At 40.9% G+C, this 24,441-nt stretch carries 24 protein-coding genes and 1 pseudogene; 19 read left to right on the forward strand and 6 right to left on the reverse strand.

Annotated elements, in window-relative coordinates; translation table 11 throughout:
* The first annotated feature begins 257 nt into the window (after window positions 1–257).
* The 7 genes from UYK_RS0108610 (at window position 258) to UYK_RS0108645 (ending at window position 5,340) form a co-directional block, all read left to right on the forward strand.
* A complete protein-coding gene (locus UYK_RS0108610) occupies window positions 258–1,496 on the forward strand; it encodes a hypothetical protein (protein ID WP_016871265.1) in 1,239 nt (412 codons plus the stop codon).
* 166 nt (window positions 1,497–1,662) lie between these two features.
* Window positions 1,663–1,908, forward strand: coding sequence for a regulatory protein SipA (gene sipA, locus UYK_RS0108615; protein ID WP_009456216.1), 246 nt, complete (start codon window positions 1,663–1,665; stop codon window positions 1,906–1,908).
* Window positions 1,909–1,946: 38 nt separating this feature from the next.
* Window positions 1,947–2,504, forward strand: a complete 558-nt coding sequence (locus UYK_RS0108620; protein WP_009456215.1) for a peroxiredoxin — start codon at window positions 1,947–1,949, stop codon at window positions 2,502–2,504.
* Between the two features lie 381 nt (window positions 2,505–2,885).
* Window positions 2,886–3,374: a hypothetical protein gene (locus UYK_RS0108630; RefSeq protein ID WP_009456213.1), complete on the forward strand. Its 489-nt coding sequence runs from the start codon at window positions 2,886–2,888 to the stop codon at window positions 3,372–3,374.
* 320 nt (window positions 3,375–3,694) lie between these two features.
* Window positions 3,695–3,889, forward strand: coding sequence for a DUF2949 domain-containing protein (locus UYK_RS0108635; RefSeq protein ID WP_009456211.1), 195 nt, complete (start codon window positions 3,695–3,697; stop codon window positions 3,887–3,889).
* A gap of 509 nt (window positions 3,890–4,398) precedes the next feature.
* Entirely contained in the window at window positions 4,399–4,635 is a 237-nt protein-coding gene (locus UYK_RS0108640) for an Asr1405/Asl0597 family protein (protein WP_009456208.1), read from the forward strand.
* Between the two features lie 66 nt (window positions 4,636–4,701).
* Window positions 4,702–5,340, forward strand: coding sequence for a (2Fe-2S) ferredoxin domain-containing protein (locus UYK_RS0108645; RefSeq protein WP_009456206.1), 639 nt, complete (start codon window positions 4,702–4,704; stop codon window positions 5,338–5,340).
* A 201-nt stretch (window positions 5,341–5,541) separates the two neighbouring features.
* Here UYK_RS0108645 and UYK_RS0108650 read toward each other — a convergent pair whose 3' ends face one another.
* Entirely contained in the window at window positions 5,542–6,363 is an 822-nt protein-coding gene (locus UYK_RS0108650) for an SDR family oxidoreductase (RefSeq protein ID WP_009456205.1), read from the reverse strand.
* A gap of 156 nt (window positions 6,364–6,519) precedes the next feature.
* Entirely contained in the window at window positions 6,520–6,867 is a 348-nt protein-coding gene (locus tag UYK_RS0108655) for a translation initiation factor (protein WP_009456203.1), read from the reverse strand.
* 151 nt (window positions 6,868–7,018) lie between these two features.
* Between UYK_RS0108655 and trpB the strand changes: the two genes are divergently transcribed.
* The 3 genes and pseudogenes from trpB to UYK_RS0108675 all read left to right on the forward strand — a co-directional run bounded on the left by trpB (window position 7,019) and on the right by UYK_RS0108675 (window position 10,192).
* Window positions 7,019–8,257: a tryptophan synthase subunit beta gene (gene trpB / locus UYK_RS0108660; protein WP_009456201.1), complete on the forward strand. Its 1,239-nt coding sequence runs from the start codon at window positions 7,019–7,021 to the stop codon at window positions 8,255–8,257.
* A 241-nt stretch (window positions 8,258–8,498) separates the two neighbouring features.
* Window positions 8,499–8,714 (forward strand): annotated as a pseudogene (locus tag UYK_RS27195) (FAD-dependent oxidoreductase); the annotation flags it as partial.
* 149 nt (window positions 8,715–8,863) lie between these two features.
* Window positions 8,864–10,192, forward strand: a complete 1,329-nt coding sequence (locus UYK_RS0108675) for a GTPase family protein (RefSeq protein WP_009456196.1) — start codon at window positions 8,864–8,866, stop codon at window positions 10,190–10,192.
* 101 nt (window positions 10,193–10,293) lie between these two features.
* Here UYK_RS0108675 and UYK_RS0108680 read toward each other — a convergent pair whose 3' ends face one another.
* Window positions 10,294–10,986 (reverse strand): serine/threonine-protein kinase, encoded by a 693-nt coding sequence (locus UYK_RS0108680; protein ID WP_016871266.1) that lies wholly within the window; start codon window positions 10,984–10,986, stop codon window positions 10,294–10,296.
* A gap of 202 nt (window positions 10,987–11,188) precedes the next feature.
* Here UYK_RS0108680 and UYK_RS0108685 point away from each other — a divergent pair, with 202 nt between their 5' ends.
* The 6 genes from UYK_RS0108685 (at window position 11,189) to mutT (ending at window position 20,016) form a co-directional block, all read left to right on the forward strand.
* Window positions 11,189–11,980 carry an SAM hydrolase/SAM-dependent halogenase family protein gene (locus UYK_RS0108685; protein ID WP_009456192.1) on the forward strand — a complete coding sequence of 264 codons (792 nt, stop codon included), beginning with the start codon at window positions 11,189–11,191 and terminating at the stop codon, window positions 11,978–11,980.
* A gap of 432 nt (window positions 11,981–12,412) precedes the next feature.
* The gene (dpsA, locus tag UYK_RS0108690) at window positions 12,413–12,967 is read left to right on the forward strand and encodes a DNA starvation/stress protection protein DpsA (protein WP_016871267.1); all 555 of its coding nucleotides are present in this window, start codon (window positions 12,413–12,415) and stop codon (window positions 12,965–12,967) included.
* 693 nt (window positions 12,968–13,660) lie between these two features.
* Window positions 13,661–16,960, forward strand: a complete 3,300-nt coding sequence (carB, locus tag UYK_RS0108695; RefSeq protein ID WP_009456185.1) for a carbamoyl-phosphate synthase large subunit — start codon at window positions 13,661–13,663, stop codon at window positions 16,958–16,960.
* A 550-nt stretch (window positions 16,961–17,510) separates the two neighbouring features.
* On the forward strand, window positions 17,511–18,467 hold the full coding sequence (locus tag UYK_RS0108700) for an RNA polymerase sigma factor, RpoD/SigA family (RefSeq protein WP_009456183.1): 957 nt from the start codon (window positions 17,511–17,513) through the stop codon (window positions 18,465–18,467).
* A 250-nt stretch (window positions 18,468–18,717) separates the two neighbouring features.
* The gene (locus UYK_RS0108705) at window positions 18,718–19,068 is read left to right on the forward strand and encodes a DUF760 domain-containing protein (RefSeq protein WP_009456181.1); all 351 of its coding nucleotides are present in this window, start codon (window positions 18,718–18,720) and stop codon (window positions 19,066–19,068) included.
* A gap of 510 nt (window positions 19,069–19,578) precedes the next feature.
* A complete protein-coding gene (gene mutT, locus UYK_RS0108710; RefSeq protein ID WP_009456179.1) occupies window positions 19,579–20,016 on the forward strand; it encodes an 8-oxo-dGTP diphosphatase MutT in 438 nt (145 codons plus the stop codon).
* An 18-nt stretch (window positions 20,017–20,034) separates the two neighbouring features.
* Here the strand turns inward: mutT and UYK_RS0108715 are convergent, their stop codons facing one another.
* Complete coding sequence (locus UYK_RS0108715; RefSeq protein WP_009456177.1) at window positions 20,035–20,847, reverse strand: inositol monophosphatase family protein; 813 nt, start codon at window positions 20,845–20,847, stop codon at window positions 20,035–20,037.
* A 70-nt stretch (window positions 20,848–20,917) separates the two neighbouring features.
* Here UYK_RS0108715 and ureG point away from each other — a divergent pair, with 70 nt between their 5' ends.
* Window positions 20,918–21,514 carry an urease accessory protein UreG gene (ureG, locus tag UYK_RS0108720; protein ID WP_009456176.1) on the forward strand — a complete coding sequence of 199 codons (597 nt, stop codon included), beginning with the start codon at window positions 20,918–20,920 and terminating at the stop codon, window positions 21,512–21,514.
* Window positions 21,515–21,577: 63 nt separating this feature from the next.
* Here the strand turns inward: ureG and UYK_RS0108725 are convergent, their stop codons facing one another.
* Together UYK_RS0108725 and UYK_RS0108730 are read right to left on the reverse strand one after the other, a co-directional pair.
* Window positions 21,578–22,069: a hypothetical protein gene (locus tag UYK_RS0108725; RefSeq protein WP_016871269.1), complete on the reverse strand. Its 492-nt coding sequence runs from the start codon at window positions 22,067–22,069 to the stop codon at window positions 21,578–21,580.
* A gap of 132 nt (window positions 22,070–22,201) precedes the next feature.
* The gene (locus UYK_RS0108730; RefSeq protein WP_009456174.1) at window positions 22,202–22,600 is read right to left on the reverse strand and encodes a DUF5684 domain-containing protein; all 399 of its coding nucleotides are present in this window, start codon (window positions 22,598–22,600) and stop codon (window positions 22,202–22,204) included.
* 248 nt (window positions 22,601–22,848) lie between these two features.
* Here UYK_RS0108730 and UYK_RS0108735 point away from each other — a divergent pair, with 248 nt between their 5' ends.
* Together UYK_RS0108735 and UYK_RS0108740 are read left to right on the forward strand one after the other, a co-directional pair.
* Entirely contained in the window at window positions 22,849–23,820 is a 972-nt protein-coding gene (locus UYK_RS0108735; RefSeq protein WP_016871270.1) for an acetamidase/formamidase family protein, read from the forward strand.
* Window positions 23,821–23,983: 163 nt separating this feature from the next.
* Window positions 23,984–24,355, forward strand: coding sequence for a sulfite exporter TauE/SafE family protein (locus UYK_RS0108740; protein WP_009456172.1), 372 nt, complete (start codon window positions 23,984–23,986; stop codon window positions 24,353–24,355).
* Window positions 24,356–24,441: the final 86 nt, after the last annotated feature.

A 24,441-nucleotide genomic window follows, 5' to 3' on the forward strand; every position in this document is an offset into this window, starting at 1 on the left:
TGCTAGCGAAGGTTGGCTAGTAACTTTTTGTAAAAAGTCATACACAAGGCTTTGTAAAATTATGGCAAATTTTAGTGATTTATTTCGTGAATACAGTTAGTTTTTTGTTATACATATAATCAAACTCTACTTTCTAACTATACTGGCATCTCTTCTCACACAGCACCCGCCCTCTAGAGAGTCAACCAATGTTTAAACATCTTTTGCTGTCAGGATGGTTTCGCGTGCAACCATTCTTCAAGTATGTTGTCGTCGTGATGCTGATTGCGCCCTTGGTGGACGCATCTAGTTACTCTTCCTCTGCCCAATCACAAACAGCTAAAAGTACTTCGATGATGACGGAATTAGCCTCTGTTTCAGCAGGAATAGATGCTAATAGCATATCTAATCACGCTCAAGAATCAAAAGTAACTAATGTTGACTCTTTGGCAGACCAATATCATTCCCGGCGAATGTCTGTAAATGCTGCTGAACCACAAATATTAATAGTAGATAAGGTAGAGTCTTGGGTAGTAGAAAATGATTCTCTGTCGGTGATCGAAATACCCGATAATGACTCATTGGCGGCGGTAGAACTTGCACCAGTCAAGGTGCAAACAGATTTTATGTCTGGAGGGCTGTCTACTAGTCAACTAAGTTTAGTGGAAAAATTAAAGGCTGCAAAAATACAGTCTTTATCTGGGGATAAAATTTATATATCGATGGGTAAGTCTGCTAACCCATCACCTCAAGCAGCTACGAACGTAGCTCCTCAGTATAAAGAATTACCAGTTGTTGAACAGGCTGAACAGGCACAACAGGAACAGCAAGATCCGATCGCTAGTCCTCATCCAATTCCTTGGAATTGGATCTTGACTACCCATGAAACTGTTAGTTCTAAAGAAGGTTCTGGAGTACGCCATTATCGCAGTCTACCCGTAGTTTCCCCAGATGGTAGGTATGCTGTTTACAGCCGTGTACAGCTAGAAATAAAACCAGAACTTTATAACAGCCGTGTTAGTAGCGTTTTGTTTTTAGAAGACAGGCAAAGCAGGAAATTACGCGTATTATCTTCCACTTCTCGCAATATGGATACTTTAATAAATGCTAAAGTATCCCAAGATGCCAATGGCGAAGGGACTATTGGAGTATTAGTTCCCGTAAGTTGGTCAGAAAAAGGCGATCGCTTCCTAGCACGCAAATTTGAAGCCGTATTTAACACATCTGATGCTACAGATAGGGCAGTCATTTGGGATCGACAAAGCGATCGCACTAACACCATTTCTCCTGCTCATGAAGAACAAGAGCATGAAAAGATTGCTATACTATTAGGCTGGAGTAAAACCCAACCGAATAGCGTCCTATTCCGTACAGGTGAAATGGGCGAAGAAGAATGGCCTGTGTTAGCAGTTGCTAGTGATGGTAACACTGTCATAGCAGCAGATGCAGATAAAGCAGTAACTTTTGGTGAAACAATCAAACAAGTTTGGCCGGGCCCGCAAGTCGCTTATCGGTAAAGTAATTTGAAATACCATTTGAGCTAAAACTGTATTTACTTAGCCTGCGTTAGCAGGCTTTTTTTGTGATTGTGGATTGAACACACTTTGCGATCGCTCCAAAAATCATGAATCATGAACTATGCTTTCTTTCATTATTCACCATTCATAATTCATCTTTTTAATCATGTCTAAAGAATTTACCATCGGTAGTAAAGTTCGTGTCATTGCCTTACCCCCCTACCTCAAAACCGCTGATCCCATGCCTATGCTGCGTCCGCCCGACGTGATTCGTATTGGCGAAGAAGGCGTAGTACTTGATCGCCGTCCTGCTGGATACTGGGGCGTCCGTTTTGCTAAGGGGGCTTTTCTGATGGAAAGCCAATATATCGAAAGTGTAGAAACTACCCAAGCTGAGAATAGCAACGAGTAATTGTAAACTTGTGTTAAGTTGTGATTCTGGTCAGCACAATGACTTCTCGCCGCCATTTTTTAACCATATTATTCGCTAGTTGTTTTGCATTCATCAGTTGGTTAAATTTTGCCCCAGCAGCTAACGCCTTGGGTGGCAAACTTCCCCCTATTAACCAACCAGCACCAGAGTTTACTTTGCCAACCAACTCGGGCGAAGGTAAACTTTCTCTGTCTGATTATCGTGGTCAGTGGGTAGTTCTTTACTTCTATCCCAAAGACTTCACCCCTGGTTGTACCATAGAGGCCCGTCGGTTTCAGCAAGACTTACCTAAATACCTCGAAAAAAATGCACAAGTAATTGGTGTTAGTGCTGACGATGTAAATTCTCACACTGAATTTTGTGATTCACAAGGACTCAAATTTCCTCTGTTGGCAGATACAACAGGCGCAGTCAGCAAAGCTTACGGTTCTTGGATGAGTTTTGTTTCTGTACGCCATACATTTATCATTGATCCCCAAGGCATTCTGCGAGAGACTTTTGTCAAAGTTAATCCAGCTATTCATAGCCAAGAAGTATTAGCCCGGCTAGAGGAATTGCAACAAGCTACCTCATAGCTTATTTAAGCCTTTTTAGTCGACCTCTTGCACAAATATTTTTACCCCACCCTAACCCTCCCCTTTGACGGGGGATCGGGGGGTTTTTAGAATTCATGCAAGAGTTCGAGTGAGTCCAATCAATCTCTTTCCTAGCCTCTCACCTACGAAGTGAGGGAGAAACAACGAAAATTTTAGGTTTTTACTACCCTTTCCGTTTCCAACAGGGGCTGGGGGAGAGATAAAAGCAGGATTAGTCAAACTTACGTTCAACATAGCTACAAATCCTAATAGGACTATATCCTTATAAGTAAGAATCATTGGTAATTAGTTATTCATGATTAGTTACTAATCGTTACAAACAACTCATGACTTTGGACTTTTGATTCTGGAGCAATAACTATGGATTTCAAAAGTGAAGTAAACATTAAAACTAATACACAAAACTTCAAATTTGCTCAGCCTACTGTCAGCCGTAAACCATTGGAATTCCTTAGAGATACTGAGGCTTTGTTACGGCGTCCAACTGTAGCAACATTAGCACCATTGTTGCCACCAAAGGTAGGGAATAACTTACAAATCGCCTCTTGTGTAGCCGAAGAATCACTGCAAGAGTTAGCAGAAATCGACTTAGAAACAATCAGCGACTGGGAACTAAGACCTCTGCGGATTCGGATTGGGTTAAGTTTTGTTGGGTTTGGAGCGCTGATGACAGTTTTACTGCTACTTTACTTAAATACTCTCTACTCACAATTAAGTCCGATTGAGCAAATAGCGAGATATTGGCATCAATATGTTTGGTTTGTTTGCTTAGGTGTAACTGGAATGTTTATTCTAGGTCGAGAAGCAATGCGTCCTATTAACAAACCTCAAAAATCGGGTGAAAAATAAGTTTGTGTGTCCGAACTCAACTAAGTAGATTGCGTTATAATGCCTACTTAAATTTTTTGGTAAAGCCAGGTCCCAGAGTTTTTCTCGAACCACTACTAGACTATGCACTGTAGTACATTATTTTGCTGATCACAAATAGTTTACACGCCTTGCTATTGCTGATATTATTTTTTCAAAGTAGAAATAACTAAAACAGAGACATCTATAAAGTTAAGTAAAGAACATAAACGGTGACTCTTGCAAGCTAAGGCAATGCTAGGGCTGGAAGATAGATTTTAGAAACATAACTTCAACATATTGCCTAAGGATAGGTGGCGAATATGGAACCAGGGAGACTTGCACAATTTCTTAATTTTCTGCAAGAAGATTTAGCAATTCCTACCACTGATCTACAGTTAGCATTACGACATCCTGAGCAGACCCCAAATTTGTTACCAATAATTTTGTGGCAATACGGGCTAGTAACATTGAACCAGCTGGATCGTATTTTTGACTGGTTACAGGGGAATGTTTGAAGTGAAACCACAATGAAAGTAAAAAATCTTGGGATTTTGACCAGTGGTGGCGAATGTCCAAGTCAATACAATTGCAGATATTTTAAATCGCCTAACCTGCAATACTACGAACAATGATCGCACCATCGTTGTAGAGATAATGGGGTGTACATCTGCACACTCGTTACGGAAATCAAGGGTGTCAGTAAGTAACTATTCTAATTGATGTCCAAGTTTCTCTATTGGGACAAATCCAACATCGCACTGCGATTAAATAGCGAAATTTTCGCTTTTGAGCTTTAAATCATTGTTTATTTAATTTATACCTCTTATTGCTTCTTATAGCTACCTATTTCTCTGTATAAATCTAATTTCCGGGTATCATTGAGATTTTTTATCAAAAACTAATGAGAAAAGTTTGCACTTAAGGTATGCTAATTTAAGGAGTTCTACTCCCGATAACATCTATATTCAACGAAGTCGAAACGCAGTATTTACTGCGAGTTTATTGCACTTTGAGGACGGCAATCTTGAAGTCTTTCAGTTCAGAACTAGGAGCAAAATACGTTGTAGAAGTGAATTGGTCAGACCGTTGGCAGGTCTATCAACGTTTACGGGAACTAGATATTCCTTGCTGGTGTGAGACCAACCAACCATTGACAGTTCAAATTGACAATGCTTACACAGCTATTCAACTTTGGAGTGTCATGCGGCAATTCACAGCATCTCGACAAGTATTGATTTGGGCTTTAGAAGTGTGTTGGTAAAAGAATTCTCAATTTGGGATTAAATGTCAACCATTGATTTTACTAGTAAAAAAATGGATCACAACTATGAGTAAATTCCACGAGACTGAAACAACAGCATTTTGTTTGGAGGCAAGATTCCTCGATTTTGTGATCAAAGATGGCTACAAACTCAAAGGGCTAATGCTCGCGACTCCTGAAGGTGAATGTTATGTCAAACTAGCGAAACATTTACGAGTAGCTTTTGATTGGCGCTTGCCACGTGGTACTTGGTTGCAAGTTGTGGGTGAGAAAAAATACAATCGCAAAACTGGTGAAGTTAAGCTGAAAGCTGAACGAATTTTGGCAGCCAGAATAGACACGGTGACGCAAAGACAGGATGCGGAGAATTTCTCTGTGTCCTCCCCTCATGAGACCAAGCCAAAAGCAGCAAAATCAACAATCCTGGTATGTCAAAAATCTGATTGTATGAAACGTGGCGGCAAAGAAGTGTGCCAAGCTATACAAGCAGCTATGAGCGATCGCGGTTTAGAAGATCAAGTAACTATTAAAGGCACTGGCTGTATGAAAAATTGTAAAGCAGGGCCTAATGTAGTCATGCCCGATAAAACCCGCTATAGTCGCATACTCGCTACACAAGTACCCGCGCTGATGGATAAGCATTTTGCTGCTAAAGATCAAGACAGTGAAATGACAAAAGCGATCGCTAGTAGTACAAATATTTAAAAAGAAAGAAATTTAATAAATATATTTTGCTGAGGTTTTGATACTCAGTCCTATTTTTTTGCCCTATGTTCAGTTAAGTGGAGACGTGATGTTCCTCGCGTCTGTGGAAAATTATTTTTGAGAATCGAACACAGATGGACACAGATGGACACAGATGGATCATCGGTGTGTATTAAATATTCTGTTCCCTGTTCCCTATTCTCAATCCAATTTGGAGAACAGTGCATCCCAATCGATTGCAGAAGGTCTCGACCCAGTATTGACTATCTCAAAAATTTTTCTTTCACAATGGGAATTGGTGATACATTCTACGCAGGCTGTAGCAACATCGATGCGGCTGGTTTGACCAGTGAGTTTGTCACCTGTTCCCACTACTACACCAAGTTTACCTCCTGTTTTGGCTTTCAACAAAGTGTTGAGGTCGTATGAAGTATAAGGGCCGTCAATCAGGCGACCTGGGCGGATAATAGTGTAAGGTAACCCCGAATTGATGATCGCTTCTTCACCCTTTTGTTTAGCATCAAGCACACCAAAGGCATTGAGAATACTATAAGGAAACTTATCTTTGCGTAGAACTCCGCAGGAAGATACATAAACAAACCGCTTTAACCCAGAGGGCGCTGCTTGTATTAAATTGGTGACACCTTGGATATCAACTTTTTCAGGGCTATTTTTTGCTTTGGCTTTAGCATCTGAGGGGTTAAAAAATAGCTTTATCCATGTAATCAAGTTAGGTGTTTGCTCAAAATCCCATTTAGCAGAAGGGAAAGCAGTTGTGCCGGTACAACATATGATGTAACTGACATCCACCATCGCTGCTGGAAGTGTAGCTTCCTCACGTATATCACCAACAGCAATTTCTACTTTGTCATCAAACATCTTTTGAGCTTTGTCAGTGTTACGTGTCAGGACGCGAACTTTAAAACCCTTTTCCAACAGCTTACCTACTACCAACTGCCCCACGCCACCAGTCGCGCCAGCAACAAGTACTCTTTCTTCAGTAAATACTTCCTCAGAAGTCATAACTGTACCATTAACTAACTTACTGTTAATCTAGAAACAAAACTTCACAACTTCATAACATCCTACTCTGCGTTTCTCTGCGTTTACCTCTGCGCTCCTTTGCGTTTCAATTCCAACCCTTACAACAGAGTGTCGCAAAAACTCAAAACTTAAATCTCAACCACCACTGATTTTGGCTTTATACCCTAGCTTGGTCAAAATTTCCAGAATTTTCTGCTTGTGTTCGCCTTGAATTTCAATTTCGTTATCTTTAACTGTGCCACCTGTACCGCACTGAGTTTTCAACTGCTTCACTAATGCTTGTAAGGTTTCTGGTTTAGTTTGAAAACCGCTAATTACAGTGACAGTCTTCCCTTTGCGCCCAGCGCGAGTTGCTTGTACCCGCAAATTTTGTTTTTCCGGTGGTAGTTCTTGAGTTGGTCTTTCTAATGCTGGGGAGTTGTTGTCACCAAATTCACGGTAGACAAAGCGATCGCTAGATGATTTATCCTTTCCAGAAGCCATAAACTTTAACAATTCAGTGAACAGTTATCAGTTATCAGTTATCAAAAACTGATAACTGTTTTATTAGTCTGTTTTTATCCTAATCCGCTTGAGACTTTTTTATAATGAAGTTCGTCTTGTTATGCCGCACCAATCCAAAATCTAAAATCGAATGACTACTACTCCCATTTTCCCTAATTCCCAAACGAATCAACAGCCCGACCCCCAAGGACGCTTCGGTCGTTTCGGTGGTAAGTATGTTCCGGAAACACTAATGCCAGCACTGGCAGAATTAGAAACAGCATACGAACAATACCGCAATCAACCTGCTTTTGTTGCTGAATTACAACAATTACTCCGTGATTACGTAGGACGTGCTACTCCTTTGTATTTTGCTGAACGCCTCACTGCTCACTATGCCCGGCCAGATGGCACAGGAGCGCAAATTTACTTAAAGCGTGAAGACTTAAATCATACAGGCGCTCACAAAATCAATAATGCGATCGGTCAGGTGTTATTGGCAAAACGCATGGGCAAAAAGCGGATTATTGCCGAAACTGGTGCTGGACAACATGGTGTAGCAACGGCGACAGTGTGCGCTCGATTTGGTTTGGAATGTGTAATTTACATGGGCGTTCACGATATGGAACGTCAAGCTTTGAATGTCTTTAGAATGCGGCTGATGGGGGCAGAAGTCCGGCCAGTAGCGGCGGGAACAGGTACACTCAAGGATGCCACTTCTGAAGCAATTCGGGATTGGGTGACAAATGTAGAGACGACTCACTATATTTTGGGTTCGGTGGCTGGGCCGCATCCTTACCCAATGATGGTGCGAGATTTTCATGCAGTGATTGGGCAAGAAACCCGCGCTCAAGCAATGGAAAAATGGGGAAGCTTGCCTGATATTCTCATGGCTTGTGTCGGTGGTGGTTCTAATGCGATGGGACTTTTTCACGAGTTTGTGAATGAGCCATCTGTACGGTTAATTGGGGTGGAAGCTGCTGGCGAAGGTGTAGATACAGATAAACATGCCGCTACCTTGACAAAAGGACGAGTTGGTGTATTGCACGGAGCAATGAGTTATCTGCTACAAGATAACGATGGACAGGTGATTGAAGCCCATTCGATTAGCGCCGGTTTAGACTATCCAGGTGTCGGACCAGAACATAGTTATTTAAAAGATTCTGGACGTGCTGAATATTACAGTGTCACCGATGCGGAAGCTTTAGCAGCATTCCAAAGACTTTCGCGCTTAGAGGGAATTATACCCGCACTAGAAACTTCCCATGCGATCGCCTATCTCGAAACTCTGTGTCCCCAACTTAGCGGTAGCCCTCGAATTGTGATCAACTGTTCTGGACGTGGTGACAAAGATGTACAGACAGTAGCAAAGTTCTTAAATCCGGCATAAGAACGATATTAGGCATGAAGTTAACAACCACAAATTATTAATTACCCATTACCCATTACCCATTACCCAAATAGTGTCTATCTTAGGATTCTGGTTGCACTCAAGACTATAGTGTTACATTCAAAAAGCCAGACGAATGCTGAAAAATTTGTTTGTAGTGAGCGCTTTAGCGCTTGCTATCAACTATCTGCAACATGTTAGTCACACAAGTGCAATGGCTAATGATGCCACCAAAAAGCATATGCTTACCAAAACGTCTTTGGCAGGAAAAGAAAGCCAACATTATCACCAAAATGTATTGATTGTTGGAGGAGGACCAGCAGGACTTGCCACTGCGTTAATGTTAGCTAAACGCGGTTGGACAAATATTACAGTATTAGAAAAACGCCCTACTGCGGATTATTATGAACCCGACAAGTCATTTAATTACTTAATTGATGGTCGGGGTCAAAATTTATGATTCAAAATCACCAGCTTTCCTATCAGGAAATCATGGTTATGGCTCAACGCACCACCCAAAGATTATATTTACTTGTTCTAGCAGTTATTTTTGGATTTTTATTATTACCTTATTTTGTCTATTTTAAAGATATTTTTTAGAGGACAATGACTGAGCAACGTGAATCTGACTTGCAGTCAGCAAATATTCAAAAGTCAAATGAACCGACTGATGATGTCAAAAAAGAGTCGGTAGATAATTCCAACACTAATCCGATCGCGAGTGTTTGGAATAAAACAACAGCACGATTGATACAATTATTACCTGTAGAACAAATTTCACAGCCTTTTGTAAAATGGTTTAGTGTCAACGAAGCTCAAGTTGCAGAGATTCTAGAGCAAGTACGAGCAGAATTGCCTACCACAGAAGCTTTATTGCTTGGTAAGCCTCAGGCTGGAAAAAGTTCAATTATACGAGGATTGACAGGAGTTTCGGCCGAAATTGTTGGTCAAGGATTTCGCCCCCATACCCAACACACCCAACGTTACGCCTATCCTTCCAATGACCTTCCTTTACTGATTTTTACGGATACAGTCGGGCTAGGTGATGTTAATCAAGATACTGATATAGTCATTCAAGAATTAGTTGGCGATTTGCAAAAAGAGAGTCGTGGTGCAAAAGTCATGATTCTCACTGTCAAAATTAATGATTTCGCCACCGATACACTCAAACAAGTTGCTCAGGAGTTACGTCAAAAATATCCCGATATTCCTTGTTTGTTGGCAGTTACCTGCTTACATGAAGTTTATCCTGCTGATGCTGCCGATCATCCAGAGTATCCACCAGCATACGAAGAGGTCAACCGCGCTTTCAGTGCCATACAGGATACTTTTGCTGGACTGTACGATCGCTCTGTGATCATCGACTTTACGCTAGAAGAAGATGGCTATACACCAGTGTTTTATGGGTTGGAGGTTTTGAGGGATACTCTAGCAGATTTACTTCCAGAAGCCGAAGCAAGAGCAATTCATCAATTATTAGATCAGGAAACTGGTGAGAAAATTGGTAATCTCTACCGAGATGTAGGACGCCGTTATATTCTGGCATTTGCCGTGATTGCAGCGACGATCGCAGCCACACCACTACCATTAGCGACAATGCCTGTGTTAATTGCATTGCAAGTATCAATGGTCGGACTGTTAGGTAAATTATATGGGCAGACACTCACCCCTTCTCAAGCTGGTGGTGTAGTCAGTGCGATCGCAGGTGGTTTTTTTGCAAGGGCGGTAGCGCGGGAGTTAGTTAAATTTATACCTGGGTTCGGCAGTGTGATTGCTGCTTCTTGGGCTGCTGCCTACACTTGGGCATTAGGGGAAGGAGCCTGTGTATACTTTGGTGATTTACTGGGAGGTAAAAAACCTGATCCCCAAAAAATTCAATCTGTGATGCAAGATGCGTTTAAGCAAGCGAAAGCACGTTTTAAGGGGATGAAGTAGGAAGTGGGGAGTGTGGGGAGTGTGAGTAGTAGTAAATAACCAAGCAACAATTAACAACTAGCTACTAACTACTAACTACTAACTACTATCAACCAACACTATCAAAATCTCAAACCTAAAATTTTATGCGTGAGGTGATTGCAAAAATTCTTTAACTTACCTAAGAAGCGGTAACTCTTGCGAACAATATCTAGGATGAAGTAAGGAAGCCTGAGTCGCAATGGGGAGAAGATGGGGCGGTATAACCAATAGTATGCTCTTTTTAGATTGTCCCATTTTGAACATTTTTCTGCTTGCAGGAAGTCTGAAATATCTACAACTAATCCCCTACCGTGATGCATCATGACATTACGCCCGTGGACATCATGGGGATATAGTCCCCGTCTACGTGCATAGTCTAGGGCCTCGTCGATATCTCTGATAACCTGCTTGGGGATACGTAGACCGCGATGGATGCAGTCATAGAGAGTGACTCCGTGTAGCCGTTTCAATATTAAAAAGCCCTCGGTAGCATAAAGACACTCAGAGAAGGCAGGGTGAGAACCGATACGACGGTAGACTTCTACCTCTTCCTCAAAGCCTGGGCGTCCGGGTGCGTAAATCTTGACTACCCAGTTTGGGTAATCAGGATGGTAGACGACCGCAGCATAATTTCCTGCTCCCAGCCGTTGCCAAGGATGGGGAAGATAGCTGATTTTTACAGGATCATGGGGATCTATGCTCTCAATCTGTAACCTGGGAATTAATTCTTGGTGAACAGTCTCTATAAATTGATCTATGAGCGATCCATCCATACTGACTCCCCTGAGAGTGATAAAGCTGTTCGGAAATATACATCACGGCTAGATGATTTAGTGTAATTCTTAGCCTAGCTGAATTTCCAGAATTCACACACAATGTTGTTTAAAATTCTTGCATCTAGTCGCGATCGCAACTAGACTGCTGGTGAGCAGAATATGAAATCGCCAATTATAATTCCTAACCTGGAGGAGCAAAATGTTTATCTGCGTCATTGCAGACTACGGTACAGGAGATCCGGCATTTGCTGAAGTCAGCCAACGTCTCCTGATAGCTTTCCCTCAAGCCCAGATTCATCTGCTTTCCGTTCCTCCCTTCAGTACCTTGGCAACAGGTTTTTGGATAGCTCAACTAGGGCTGAACCCTGGGCCTAGCGATCGCCTAATTTATCACAACTGCGCTCCTCGCCAAGATGATCCAGAAGCCCGTTGGGACAATGAGGGTGAGGGATTAACCTATGCTTTGTTATCTAATGGTGTCAAAGTAGTGGGTGTAAATGCGGGCTACACTCTGTCATTTATCAAACATCATAGTCAAGTCTTGCGAACGGTGAATGTTTCTCGCGGTGGCTCACAATTTCGCTCACGGGATGTCTTTCCGCCTGCGGCGGCTGCGATCGCGAGTGAAGATTTTAGTATCTTAGGAGACAGCCTGCTGCCTGAGCAAATTCCGGATGTACCAAGCGATCGTATTGCCTGGATTGATGGTTACGGCAATATCAAAACTACTATTGCAGCACATACAGTAAATCTGGAGCCTGAAAGCAAAATTGTGATCCGCATTGGAGATGTGGTTAGTGATGCTGTCTATTCTGATGGTAGTTTTAAAGTTCCTTCGGGAACTCTGGCTTTTGCTCCTGGTAGTTCAGGTTGGCGATTGGCTAAGTCAGGAGAACCATTACGTTGGATGGAATTATTTCTACGGGGTGGTAATGCTTGGGAACGTTTTGGCAGACCCCGCTTGAATCAGCAGGTGACTCGGATAGTCTAAATTGAGTCAGAATGGTTTCATACAATCGTAGAAAAATGAAAATTTAGAGCCAATAATCAACTTGAACAAATTTTTATCTGACTGTATGAAATTATTTTGCTCTCCGATGCAAACAGAAGGGGTGAGATTTTACATTGGCACTTCATTTCTTTCTACTTAATGAAAATTTTTACCTTTTATACAAAATCTATTCATTGTTAACAAACGAAAACACACACCTACTGCTCGGTTGTGTAGCTCACTGCTCTTGATGGCTAGTATATGTCAAACGATTTGATGATATGTATTTTCAATAATAAATATACAGAAGTTTGGTTTAGTAAAAAAATCAGAATTTAATCATATTGCTCCAGTTGGTTTTTGTTTTTAAAATGCTAATATGTAAAAACCTAAGCAGTTAGAAACTATAGCTGCTCAAAAGCGAGGAGAACAATGTCTGAAACGCAAACTTTATTACAAAATTTTGGTCAAGTTTATGACAATCCTGTGTTACTGGATCGCAGTGTTACCGCTCCAGTTTGCGAAGGATTTAACGTTGTTCTAGCTAGTTTTCAAGGCCTGGCTTTACAGTACCAAAAGCATCATTTCGTAGTTGAAGGTGCAGAATTCTACTCCCTGCACGAATTTTTTAACGATAGCTATAAAGAAATACAAGAGCATATCCATGACATTGGTGAGCGCTTAAATGGCCTGGGAGGAGTACCAGTTGCTACTTTTGCCAAATTGGCAGAACTGTGCTGCTTTGAACAAGAAATAGATGGCGTCTTTTCTAGCCGTGACATGGTAGAAAATGACCTCAAGGCAGAGCAAGCTATTATTAAATTGCTCCGTAGCCAAGCTTCTCAGGCAGAGAGTTTAGGCGATCGCGCTACACGTTACCTCTACGAAAAAATCCTTTTGAAAACAGAGGAAAGAGCTTACCATTTAGCTCATTTTCTTGCTAAGGACAGTTTAACTTTAGGTTTCGTTCAACGTGTTCAAAACTAACACCTAATTCCTTTAAACGCTTTTGTTAAACTTCAAAAAAATTTGCAAGTGTTAGTTGTAAAAAAATTATAAAAAAAGGCAGAGATATAATTTTTTTCTCTGTCTTTTTGTTCTTGTATATATCAACACACAGTGTCCCGTTCCAGAGAATTATTATTTTGTTTACAAAAAATATTTTTGAGTAAAATAACTCTAAAATTTGAAAACTTAATTTATATAGAGTTAAAACTTAAATTACAGTTGTATTGAGAAAATAACTAATAAAAATCAAATTCATCATCAAGCAAGTGAGAAAAGCTACATCATTCCTACATGTAAATTAGATATAAACAGGACTTACGCAAAACATAACAATACATAGCGCAATAAACAAGAATAAAGTTTTTGGTCATATCTCGCGTAAGCCTTGATAAAAAACAGTGGAAACATGTTTAAAAATCTAAAAAGTAAAATGAAAGTGTAATTTAACTGTGTTTATAGTCGTGAGACTTATATACCTTTATTTGACTGCTTGTACCGATAGCAAACAATTACACAAAATACTGGTAATACTAGAAAAATCCACAAGAGTGGTTTTTCTTTATTTGGTCACTGTGATTTTGTCTAGAAAAGTTGATAATAAACAGCATTAGTAGTGGGTAAAGACCCTTAAAATAATCAGGATTTGTATTCTCTTACTCCAAAGCAAGAACTATGCCACGCCGTGATGACATTAAAAAGATTCTGCTATTAGGGTCAGGCCCAATAGTAATTGGACAAGCTTGTGAGTTTGACTACTCTGGAACACAGGCCTGTAAAGCGTTACGAGAAGAAGGTTATGAAGTAGTGTTGGTCAACTCCAACCCTGCTACCATTATGACCGACCCAGAAACCGCCGATCGCACATACATTGAACCGCTAACACCAGAATTAGTCGAAAAAGTGATCGCCAAAGAGCGCCCCGACGCCTTATTACCAACAATGGGAGGACAAACCGCCCTCAACATTGCTGTGACTTTGGCAAAAAATGGAGTGCTGCAACAGTACAACGTCGAGTTAATTGGTGCAAAGTTACCAGCGATTGAAAAAGCCGAAGACAGGCAACTGTTTAACGACGCGATGGCCAAAATTGGTGTTAAAGTGTGTCCGAGTGGCACAGCTTCATCACTAGAAGAAGCAAAAGCAATTGCCCGGAGCATAGGTACTTATCCTTTAATTATTCGTCCTGCTTTTACCTTGGGTGGTACTGGCGGTGGTATTGCTTACAACGAAGAAGAATTTGCAGAAATGGCCCAAACAGGAATTGATGCTTCGCCTGTATCGCAAATTCTAATTGATCAGTCCCTGTTGGGCTGGAAAGAGTACGAACTAGAAGTAATGCGAGACTTAGCAGATAACGTTGTTATTATCTGCTCAATTGAAAACCTAGATCCGATGGGTATCCACACCGGAGACTCCATAACCGTCGCTCCTGCCCAAACCCTTACTGACAAAGAATATCAGCGGCTGCGGGACATGGCGATTAAAATTATCCGCGAGATTGGTGTGGAAACTGGTGGTTCTAATATTCAGTTTGCCGTCAATCCTGTGGATGGGGAAGTAGTTGTGATCGAAATGAACCCCCGTGTTTCTCGCTCTTCAGCTTTGGCAAGTAAAGCGACTGGTTTCCCGATCGCCAAAATGGCAGCCAAGTTAGCCGTCGGCTACACCTTAGATGAAATCAAAAACGACATTACAAAGAAAACTCCTGCTTCTTTTGAGCCGACTATAGACTACGTAGTCACCAAAATTCCCCGGTTCGCCTTTGAAAAATTCCCTGGTTCGGAACCAGTGTTAACCACACAAATGAAGTCCGTAGGGGAAGCAATGGCAATGGGACGGACATTTAACGAGTCTTTCCAAAAAGCTTTGCGTTCTCTAGAAACAGGACGTGCTGGTTGGGGATGTGATATCAAAGAAAAACTCCCTAGTGGCGAACAAATTCGCGCCCAACTGCGGACACCCAATCCCGAGCGGATTTTTGCTGTGCGCCACGCGATGCAGTTGGGGTTAAGCATTGAAGAAATCTACGAGTTGACAGGTATTGACCCCTGGTTCCTGGAAAAAATGCAGGAACTACTGGAAATAGAAAAATTTCTCAAGCGCACATCCTTGCAACAGTTGACAAAAGAGCAAATGTATGAAGTCAAGCGGCAAGGATTCAGCGATCGCCAGATTGCCTATGCCACCAAAACCACAGAAGATGAAGTCAGGGCATACCGCAAACAATTAGGCGTCATCCCGGTTTATAAAACTGTCGATACCTGCGCGGCGGAGTTTGAGGCGTTTACTCCTTACTACTACTCTACCTACGAACAAGAAACAGAGATTTTGCCTACTGATAAACCCAAAGTCATGATTTTGGGAGGCGGACCAAACCGGATTGGGCAGGGAATTGAATTTGACTATTGTTGTTGTCATGCTGCCTTTGCACTCAAAAACGCAGGCTATGAAACAATCATGGTCAACTCTAACCCCGAAACTGTGTCAACAGATTATGACACAAGCGATCGCCTTTATTTTGAACCGCTGACAAAAGAAGATGTCTTAAACATCATTGAGGCAGAAAATCCGATAGGTATAATTGTGCAGTTTGGTGGACAAACACCATTGAAATTAGCTGTACCGTTGCAGAAGTATTTAAACCAACTTGGTAATGGGTCATCGGTAATTGGTAATAGGGAAGAACCTAACCAATTACCAATTACCAAAATTTGGGGTACTTCTCCAGATTCTATTGACATAGCCGAAGACCGGGAGCGGTTTGAGAAGATTCTCAAACAATTAAATATTGCCCAACCAGCAAATGGTATAGCCCGTACCTATGAAGATGCTTTGATAGTCGCCAAACGCATTGGTTATCCGGTGGTAGTGCGTCCTAGCTACGTGTTGGGAGGTAGAGCAATGGAAATCGTCTACTCTGATACGGAACTAGAACGGTACATGACTTTTGCAGTGCAAGTGGAACCAGAACACCCAATATTAATCGATAAGTTTCTGGAAAATGCGATCGAAGTCGATGTAGATGCGATCGCAGACCACACAGGTAGAGTAGTCATTGGTGGGATTATGGAACACATTGAGCAAGCAGGTATCCACTCAGGAGATTCGGCGTGTTCTTTACCTGCTATTTCCCTATCCGCAGCAGTTCTGAATCAGATTCGTCAGTGGACAGTACAATTGGCACAAGCACTAAATGTCGTGGGCTTGATGAATATCCAATTTGCTGTGGCTGGTTCGCAAACTGAATCGCCCCAAGTTTACATTTTGGAAGCTAATCCCCGCGCCTCTCGAACTGTGCCATTTGTTTCTAAAGCTACAGGCGTACCTTTGGCAAAACTGGCATCCTTAATTATGTCGGGCAAGACTTTGGAAGAACTAGGCTTTACAAAAGAAGTCATACCATCCCATATTGCCGTGAAGGAGGCTGTATTACCATTTAATAAATTCCCTGGTACTGATACCATCCTTGGACCAGAAATGCGCTCTACTGGTGAAGTTATGGGCATAGACAGTGATTTTGGCCGCGCCTTTGCCAAGGCAGAATTAGGGGCTGGTGAGCGTTTACCCTTAAGTGGTACAGTGTTTGTCTCAATGAACGATCGCGATAAAGCAGCAGCAGTAGCAGTAGTCAAAGAATTTATCGATTTGGGCTTTGCTGTCATGGCTACCGATGGTACTCGCCGTGTCCTCCAAGAACATGGTTTAGAAGTTGAGTTAGTATTGAAACTCCACGAAGGCCGACCCCATGTTTTGGATGCCATCAAAAATCACAAAATTCAACTGATTATTAACACACCTTCTGGGGAAGAAGCCCAAAGCGACGCTAGGCTGATTCGGCGTACAGCCTTAGCTTACAAAATTCCCATTATCACTACGATTGCCGGCGCAAAAGCCACCGTCGCTGCTATCCGTACTCTGCAAAACACAACCTTAGATGTCAAAGTGATTCAAGAATATTGCATGGTTCCATAAGGGATTGGGGAACTCGGAGTAGGGGCAATGGGGATTGGTAATCTTGGATGATTAATAACCACTACCAATTACCAATTACCCATTACCCATTCAAAACTTAATTCTTCCATAGGTATATCATTATAGTTGATATTGAGTTTTGTTAAGAAAAATTAGAAAAATTTCTTGCCCTTGCTAGAGTTATGAAATAAGCTGGTAGATGTAATTTCAGAAAAATACGTAGCCGAAGTTAGCAAAAAGAACATACAATTACAGTCTGTCCTCTAGTCAAAAAATTATCATAAATGTTACAATGCTTAATAGTGTAACAATAGTAAAATGTTTTACAGAACACCATCTTTCTATCCGTAGATACTTGTGCATCAAAAAAAGCAATTGTAGTCTTTAACAACTGAGAACAAGTCTCGGAACATCAACAGTCGTCCTCATCTTAGCGGGCGTGCAGATTGCAAATTACAGCATAGGTTCCCAGTTTGACTGGGTAGTTACCCAGCCGCAAGCATCCATAAATGACTTACTTCCACACCCAGAATTATTTAAGAGTAGTGCCATGAAGACCGCTCAGACAGCTACAGACCTAGTGCGGACTTACCTACGTGAAATTGGTCGCGTGCCATTGTTGACACACGAGGAAGAGATTTTTTATGGCAAACAGGTGCAACGGGCAACAGCCCTGCACGAAGTTAGAGAGTTACTTGCCACCCAGTTAGGTCGTGAACCAACATTAGAAGAATGGGCAACAGCGACACAGTTAGAGCTAACAGAATTAAATCAAGCGATCGCTGATGCCGAAATTGCCAAGCGCAAAATGGTAGAAGCGAATCTGCGACTGGTGGTTTCTGTGGCGAAAAAGTATATTAAGCGCAACGTTGATTTGCTTGACTTAATTCAGGAAGGTAGTATTGGGATGCAGCGTGGTGTCGAAAAATTTGACCCCACTAAAGGCTATAGATTTTCCACCTACGCTTATTGGTGGATACGTCAAGCCATTACTCGCGCGATCGCTGAAAAAGGGCGCACGATTCGACTGCCAATTCACATAACAGAGAAACTGAATAAAATTAAAAAAGCACAACGTCAATTATCTCAAAGATTGGGACGCGCCCCCTCAGTTGCAGAATTAGCGCAAGAACTAGAATTAACTTCCAGACAAGTACGAGAGTATTTAGAGAAAGCACGTGTACCTCTATCTCTAGATATACGCTTGGGAGACAACTATGATACCGAACTAGGAGAAATGCTAGAAGATCCAGGAGCATCTCCAGAAGAATTTGTTACCCAATCTTCCTTGTCTGGTGACTTAGAACGTCTCATGGCAGAACTGACACCACAACAACGGGAAGTAATATCCTTGCGCTTTGGTTTAAACGACGGACATGCCCTAACTTTGGCAAAGATCGGCGAAATACTCAATATCAGTCGCGAACGCGTGCGACAAATCGAACGAGAAGCTCTCAGTAAACTCCGCAAATCAAAGCTCGGTATCAATGAATATTTGGCAAGTTAGCCGATTGTTGCTAGTTGTTGGTTAGTAGTTGCTTGTTACCAACAACAGACAACAAACAACCAACAACCAATATGGTGATATTTTCCGCTTTCTTTGGTACGGTTACACCCACTGTCAACACTGACTCTGCCTGTTAAATTAATTTGCAGGAACACACAAAAGTAATAGTAAAGTCAAACAGATTATGAATATCTGTGATTCCAGCTGAATAAATCTGTTTGGCTGCTGTGGTAGTACAGGAGGAAATAACGTGAGCAACCAATCTAATCGAGTCTCAGAATTTTTTAGCAGTGAGTCAGAAACCGATAACTTGCTCTGGCAGTATGTTAAATCATTGAGTCCAGATACCGTTACTCAATTATCTAAACCTACTTCTCCTGAAGTATTTCAGGTGATGGAACGGAACATCGTAGGACTGTTGGGTAATTTACCATCTGAACACTTCGGCGTCACAATTACCACTAGCCGTGAAAGTCTTGGTCGTCTGCTAGCATCTGCTATGATTAGCGGTTACTTTTTGCGTAACGCTGAACAGAGAATGAACTTTGAATTAGCGCTGCAAGGTGCAGAAGTCAACAACGCTCATGAGAATAGCAAATAAAAACTACCTATTAACTAGCTGTTAATAGACCAAACACATTGACTTCATGCTTTGTCTTAACCACATAAAATAAATTCAAGATTATTCTCTGCTAAATCCTTTTAGTCTTGGTCTTTGGTTCAAAAGCATAAAGACAAATCACCCAGCCAAAGTGGTCTAGAAGTAAATCAAAGTTCTGTTGATGAAAACAAGCTGATTCAACAAGTATTGTTATAATACTGCACATGTATATACTTGATGTACTCAGCCTCTGATATCAAGTCCGGCTAATTACTTACGATATTATTCTGATGCAGTTGGGCATTGATTTTTCCCATTACCCATTACCAATTACCAATTACCGGCCTTCACAGATATGATAAGTCTTCAAACGGACATGATATGAAACGGAAGTGCTAAAAAGATAATATACAAATTGTCATGAAATACATACTCGGCAAATAAATATTTGTCGAGTTTTGTCGTTTGTATGGTAGTTGTTATTACCAAATAATCAACCACCAACTATCTATGAATGAAACTACTTTTGTTCCACCTCATAAAATTATAGGTGTTGCCGTAATTGCAAATGACCAAGGACAAATTTTAATTGATCGCCGTCGTCAAGAAGGCGCAATGGGTGGATTGTGGGAATTTCCTGGAGGCAAAATCGAGACAAATGAGACTGTCGAAGAGTGTATTCAACGGGAAATAAAAGAAGAATTGGGAATAGTGGTTGAAGTCGGTGAACACATAATTACCATCGACCATACCTATAGTCATATCCGTGTTACTCTCAAAGTACATCATTGTCGTCTCATACAAGGAGTTCCCCAGCCCATAGAATGCGATGAAGTACGCTGGGTTAGTGTAGATGAACTAGAGTCTTTTGCTTTTCCAGAGGCGAATATTCAAATTATTGCTGCATTGCGGAAGTGGGGAAATGGGGGAGGTAGGGTAGTGGAGTGATGGGGAGGTGTAGGTTTTTTACTTCCAAGCAGACAAAGGTGGAACTTGCTGGAGTTCTTGACTGAGAATTTCGTGAAGATGGCCATTTGTTGCCAAAATTCTACCAGATTCAATTTTTATAGGAGTACAATCATAAGCCGTGACTTTTCCCCCAGCTTCACGCACTATGATAATACCTGCTGCAATGTCCCAAGGAGAAAGACCCCGTTCCCAGTAACCATCAAGACGCCCACAGGCTACATGAGCTAGATCAACAGATGCAGACCCGCTGCGTCGTACTCCTTGGGTAAGATGGGTCAGGTGACAAAATTCTGCGTAGTTGTTGTCAGAAGTTTCCCGGCGATCATATGCAAATCCCGTCACCAGTAAACTTTTACTTAATTCAGAAGTGTCTGAAACTCTGATTGGAATGCGGTTACGGGTTGCACCCAGATCTTGGGCTGCACGAAATAGTTCGTCGTGGAAAGGGTCATAAATCACACCTACTTGGGGAACGCCATTGATCAGTAACCCGATAGAAACAGCAAAAAAAGGGTATTGATGAGCGAAGTTTGTTGTACCATCTAGAGGATCAATCACCCAGAGAAACTCATTTTTTTGATCTCCCAGTTTCCCAGATTCTTCTGTGAGAATGGCATGATCGCTAAAGTGACGACCCAAAACTTGTAAAATGACTGCTTCTGAAGCTTTATCAGCAACAGTAACTAAGTCACCGGGGCGCCCTTTTTCGGTAATTGCGTCTTCTACCTTACCCAAATAACCTTGCAAAACTGCACCAGCAGCTAGGGCTGCTTCTGTGGCAATATCTAGAAAAATTTGTAAATTAGTCATTAGTCATTTGTCATTGGTCATTTGTCATTAGTCCATAGTTAGTGGTTAATAGTCAACAACCAACAAAATTATGAATGCTTTTCGAGTCGGAGTTGCTGGACCTGTAGGATCGGGAAAAACTGCTTTAGTCGATGCTTTGTGTAAAGCAATGCGTGATCAATACCACATTGCGGTGGTAACCAATGATATTTATACACAGGAAGATGCACAGTTTTTGGTACATTCTCAGGCTTTAAGTGGCGATCGCATTATCGGTGTAGAGACTGGCGGTTGTCCTCATACTGCTATTCGTGAAGATGCTTCTATGAATTTAGCAGCAGTTGAACAGTTAGAGGCGCGTTTTCCTGATTTGGATTTAGTTTTTTTAGAAAGTGGCGGAGATAATTTAGCTGCTACTTTTAGCCCGGAATTAGTAGATTTAACAATTTACGTGATTGATGTTGCTGCTGGCGATAAAATTCCTCGCAAAGGTGGTCCTGGTATTACAAAATCTGATTTATTGGTAATTAATAAAACTGATTTAGCTCCCTACGTTGGTGCAGATCTAAGTGTTATGGAACGAGATGCCAAAAAAATGCGCGCTGATAAACCCTTTATTTTCACAAATTTGAAAACAAAAACAGGTTTAGCAGATGTGGTTGAATTTGTGACTAAAAATATTTGTTAGTGGTAATTGGTTTTCTTCCTTCCCTTGTCCTCCTTGTCCTCTCACACTCCTCACCTCTCTACCTCAATCCGTACCAGACCAACTCCAAGTGGGATTACCATTATTTACACCTTTTTTAGTAATGCTGGGAGTAAAATTGTTCGCATCTCGTTTACCTGTCATATCTAAAATCAGAAATACTTTACCCCGATTAAATCTGATACGTAAGTGGGAAGGAGAATTGTAGTTTTCGTTATCGTATTTGACAATACCACCGCCTGCAACACATTGACGATAGGCAGGTTTGAGGTTTGCTACCCAGGTAACACTAAACAAATCTGAAGAGGCGATCGCAAATGGCCCGGCGAAAGAACCTAATTTTGCCTGACCATTAACTGTGTATCCTCCTTCGTAGTAAGGTGCATTTTGCTCTGTCACAACTACTTTTTGAGGACAATTTTTTTCAGGTGCATCAACAGATTTAAAAACACCTAATTCTACCTGTGCGGCTTGGGCTGCAATGGTTGGAAAAACGGTAATAATAGCAGTTAATAAATAGAGAAATTTGTTGTTCATTATTATAGCTTAAATTATTCCAGGCTATACTAATTAGACTTGGTTTTTTAAGAATATTATGTATAAACCTGGTTTTTTGATAAACCAGGTTAATTGATTTGCAATAATTTAACAATCTGACTTTCAATTAAATCAACCAAAAGCAAACTGGTATAATATCACAAAGTTAACTATAGGAATAATCATCAACAAAATTAGCCAAGGATTCTTGCCTAATTTTTTCACAATGTTAACAAAGGCGATAATTAAAAAGACGACGGCAACAATATTTACAAAAGGGATAAATAATCCAATGATCCACCAAGGCGATTGATCGCCAGCTTTATACATAATCCAGTTATTGAGAATAGGAATCCAAGCAAACCAAGCATTTGGTTCTCCTAACTTTTGATAAATTTTGTAGAAGCAATAAGAAGCAAAAATATAAGCAGCAATCCCAATAATAAAACCAAGAAATCCTCCAGCACCACCAGAGCGATTAGCCTGGGCAATAAGGTAGATCAAACTCAAATTATAGGTTTGGAAAAGCATTGTTATTCTCTAAACAAAATTAAAAATGGAAAATTGCAGGTGTTTAGTTGTTTTAACTTGAAATACAGAGATAAAGGTAATATTTTCAACAAAAATTAGCTTTTATGTAAATAAAATGATACAATTCATTCGCTTAGTTATAAATACTTAATCCATCCCAATATCTGATAATTAGGAAAATAGCCAATTTCTTTCCAGCTGACAAATATTTGTGGCGACTTACTTACACAATAAGTACCAAAAGAGTAATGACTCATCACATTATTAAAGCAACTGCAAATACTGTGCATCTAGGTGGGTTTTCCCATGAATTAGAACCAGTATTGATGATTGAATCTGGCGATACAGTAGATGTAGAAACTTATACTGGTTACTATATTTACGACAAAGCACCACCAGAATTTCTCACGCCAGAATTTGTTGATATTTGCCAAAACCTACCGCCAGAACGCAAAATTGCAGGTGGACCGCATTTGCTTACAGGGCCTATTTATGTGCGGGGAGCAGAACCAGGAGATATTTTAGAAGTAAAATTGGAAGCAATTAAACCAAGTTTACCCGTTGGTTTTAATGCTATTCGCACAGGATGGGGAGCTTTACCACACCAGTTTACTCAACCAGCATTGAGATTTATTCCCTTAGATTTAGAAAATAACGTAGCGGAATTTCCTGTCAATAGTGGCATTAAAATTCCCCTCAGACCTTTTTTTGGTATTCTTGGGGTTGCTACTCCCGAAACGCAACGTTCTTCGATTCCTCCTGGTTGTTATGGTGGTAATATCGATAACCGCGAACTACAAGCAGGTTCCAGAGTATTCTTACCTATTTTTGTTCCTGGCGCTTTATTTTCGATTGGTGATGGACATTCAGCACAGGGAGATGGTGAAGTTAATGTGACTGCAATTGAAACATCTATGAATGGCAGGATTCAACTAACAATTCGCAAGGATTTGCAACTGACTGCACCGATCGCTGAAACTAACACTGATATTATCACAATGGGGTTTGGTGAGACGTTGGATGCAGCCTTAGAACAAGCTTTGAACAACATGATTGATTTTTTGGTGAAGTTGACAAAAATATCACCAGAAGATGCCTATGTGTTATGCAGTTTAACGGTAAATTTTCGCATGACTCAAGTTGTCAACCTTCCCCAAAAAGGGGTGCATGGGATGTTACCAAAATCTGTTTTCCCAGGAGAGATAAATTTATTAATTTAATATAATACAACTAAAAGTATTTTAGGTAAAATCGACCACAGATGCACATCGATAAACACAGATAATTTTTGATTGTGCAAATTAATGTTTATCTCTGTCGTTTTTACTATAAGTTATTTATTACTGTAGCTCAAGTGCATTTAATTAACTTACAGTATATTTTATGTCTAACATACTCATTCAATTGTTAGTGATTGGTCTTGTGGCTGGTATAGCTGGCGGTATGTTTGGTATTGGTGGTGGTGCAATTATGGTTCCAGCGATGGTTTTACTCATGAGCATGGATCAAAAGTTTGCTACCGGTACTTCCATTGCTGCTCAAATATTGCCTATTGGTATTTTAGCCGCAATTGTCTACTACCGTAACGGTAATCTTAATATCAAATATGCGGTAATTATTGCAGTTGGTCTGATTGTTGGTAATTTGTTTGGGGCTTTATTTGCCAATCAGCCATTTGTTAGCAGTGAATTGATGAAAAAGCTGTATGGCGTATTTTTATTAGTGATTGGTTTACGATATTTGTTATTTAGATAATTAGATTAAAAAACTCTGCTATCTATTACGCTCTCCTTTGGGTAACTCTGCGTGAAAAAAAATATATTGCTCCAAATGTATTATCA

Origin of the sequence: Fischerella thermalis PCC 7521 (genome assembly GCF_000317225.1) — a bacterium.
Taxonomy (GTDB): domain Bacteria; phylum Cyanobacteriota; class Cyanobacteriia; order Cyanobacteriales; family Nostocaceae; genus Fischerella; species Fischerella thermalis.

Coding starts and splice junctions, on each gene's coding strand:
- sipA (WP_009456216.1), top strand. CDS start 1,663: ATGTCTAAAGAATTTACCATCGGTAGTAAAGTTCGTGTCATTGCCTTA.
- UYK_RS0108635 (WP_009456211.1), top strand. CDS start 3,695: ATGGAACCAGGGAGACTTGCACAATTTCTTAATTTTCTGCAAGAAGAT.
- UYK_RS0108730 (WP_009456174.1), bottom strand. CDS start 22,600: ATGCTTTTCCAAACCTATAATTTGAGTTTGATCTACCTTATTGCCCAG.
- UYK_RS0108735 (WP_016871270.1), top strand. CDS start 22,849: ATGACTCATCACATTATTAAAGCAACTGCAAATACTGTGCATCTAGGT.
- UYK_RS0108740 (WP_009456172.1), top strand. CDS start 23,984: ATGTCTAACATACTCATTCAATTGTTAGTGATTGGTCTTGTGGCTGGT.
- UYK_RS0108655 (WP_009456203.1), bottom strand. CDS start 6,867: ATGGCTTCTGGAAAGGATAAATCATCTAGCGATCGCTTTGTCTACCGT.
- UYK_RS0108675 (WP_009456196.1), top strand. CDS start 8,864: ATGACTGAGCAACGTGAATCTGACTTGCAGTCAGCAAATATTCAAAAG.
- carB (WP_009456185.1), top strand. CDS start 13,661: ATGCCACGCCGTGATGACATTAAAAAGATTCTGCTATTAGGGTCAGGC.
- UYK_RS0108630 (WP_009456213.1), top strand. CDS start 2,886: ATGGATTTCAAAAGTGAAGTAAACATTAAAACTAATACACAAAACTTC.
- trpB (WP_009456201.1), top strand. CDS start 7,019: ATGACTACTACTCCCATTTTCCCTAATTCCCAAACGAATCAACAGCCC.
- ureG (WP_009456176.1), top strand. CDS start 20,918: ATGAATGCTTTTCGAGTCGGAGTTGCTGGACCTGTAGGATCGGGAAAA.
- UYK_RS0108725 (WP_016871269.1), bottom strand. CDS start 22,069: ATGAACAACAAATTTCTCTATTTATTAACTGCTATTATTACCGTTTTT.
- UYK_RS0108715 (WP_009456177.1), bottom strand. CDS start 20,847: ATGACTAATTTACAAATTTTTCTAGATATTGCCACAGAAGCAGCCCTA.
- UYK_RS0108700 (WP_009456183.1), top strand. CDS start 17,511: ATGAAGACCGCTCAGACAGCTACAGACCTAGTGCGGACTTACCTACGT.
- UYK_RS0108620 (WP_009456215.1), top strand. CDS start 1,947: ATGACTTCTCGCCGCCATTTTTTAACCATATTATTCGCTAGTTGTTTT.
- UYK_RS0108610 (WP_016871265.1), top strand. CDS start 258: ATGCTGATTGCGCCCTTGGTGGACGCATCTAGTTACTCTTCCTCTGCC.
- dpsA (WP_016871267.1), top strand. CDS start 12,413: ATGTCTGAAACGCAAACTTTATTACAAAATTTTGGTCAAGTTTATGAC.
- UYK_RS0108650 (WP_009456205.1), bottom strand. CDS start 6,363: ATGACTTCTGAGGAAGTATTTACTGAAGAAAGAGTACTTGTTGCTGGC.
- mutT (WP_009456179.1), top strand. CDS start 19,579: ATGAATGAAACTACTTTTGTTCCACCTCATAAAATTATAGGTGTTGCC.
- UYK_RS0108680 (WP_016871266.1), bottom strand. CDS start 10,986: ATGGATGGATCGCTCATAGATCAATTTATAGAGACTGTTCACCAAGAA.
- UYK_RS0108645 (WP_009456206.1), top strand. CDS start 4,702: ATGAGTAAATTCCACGAGACTGAAACAACAGCATTTTGTTTGGAGGCA.
- UYK_RS0108685 (WP_009456192.1), top strand. CDS start 11,189: ATGTTTATCTGCGTCATTGCAGACTACGGTACAGGAGATCCGGCATTT.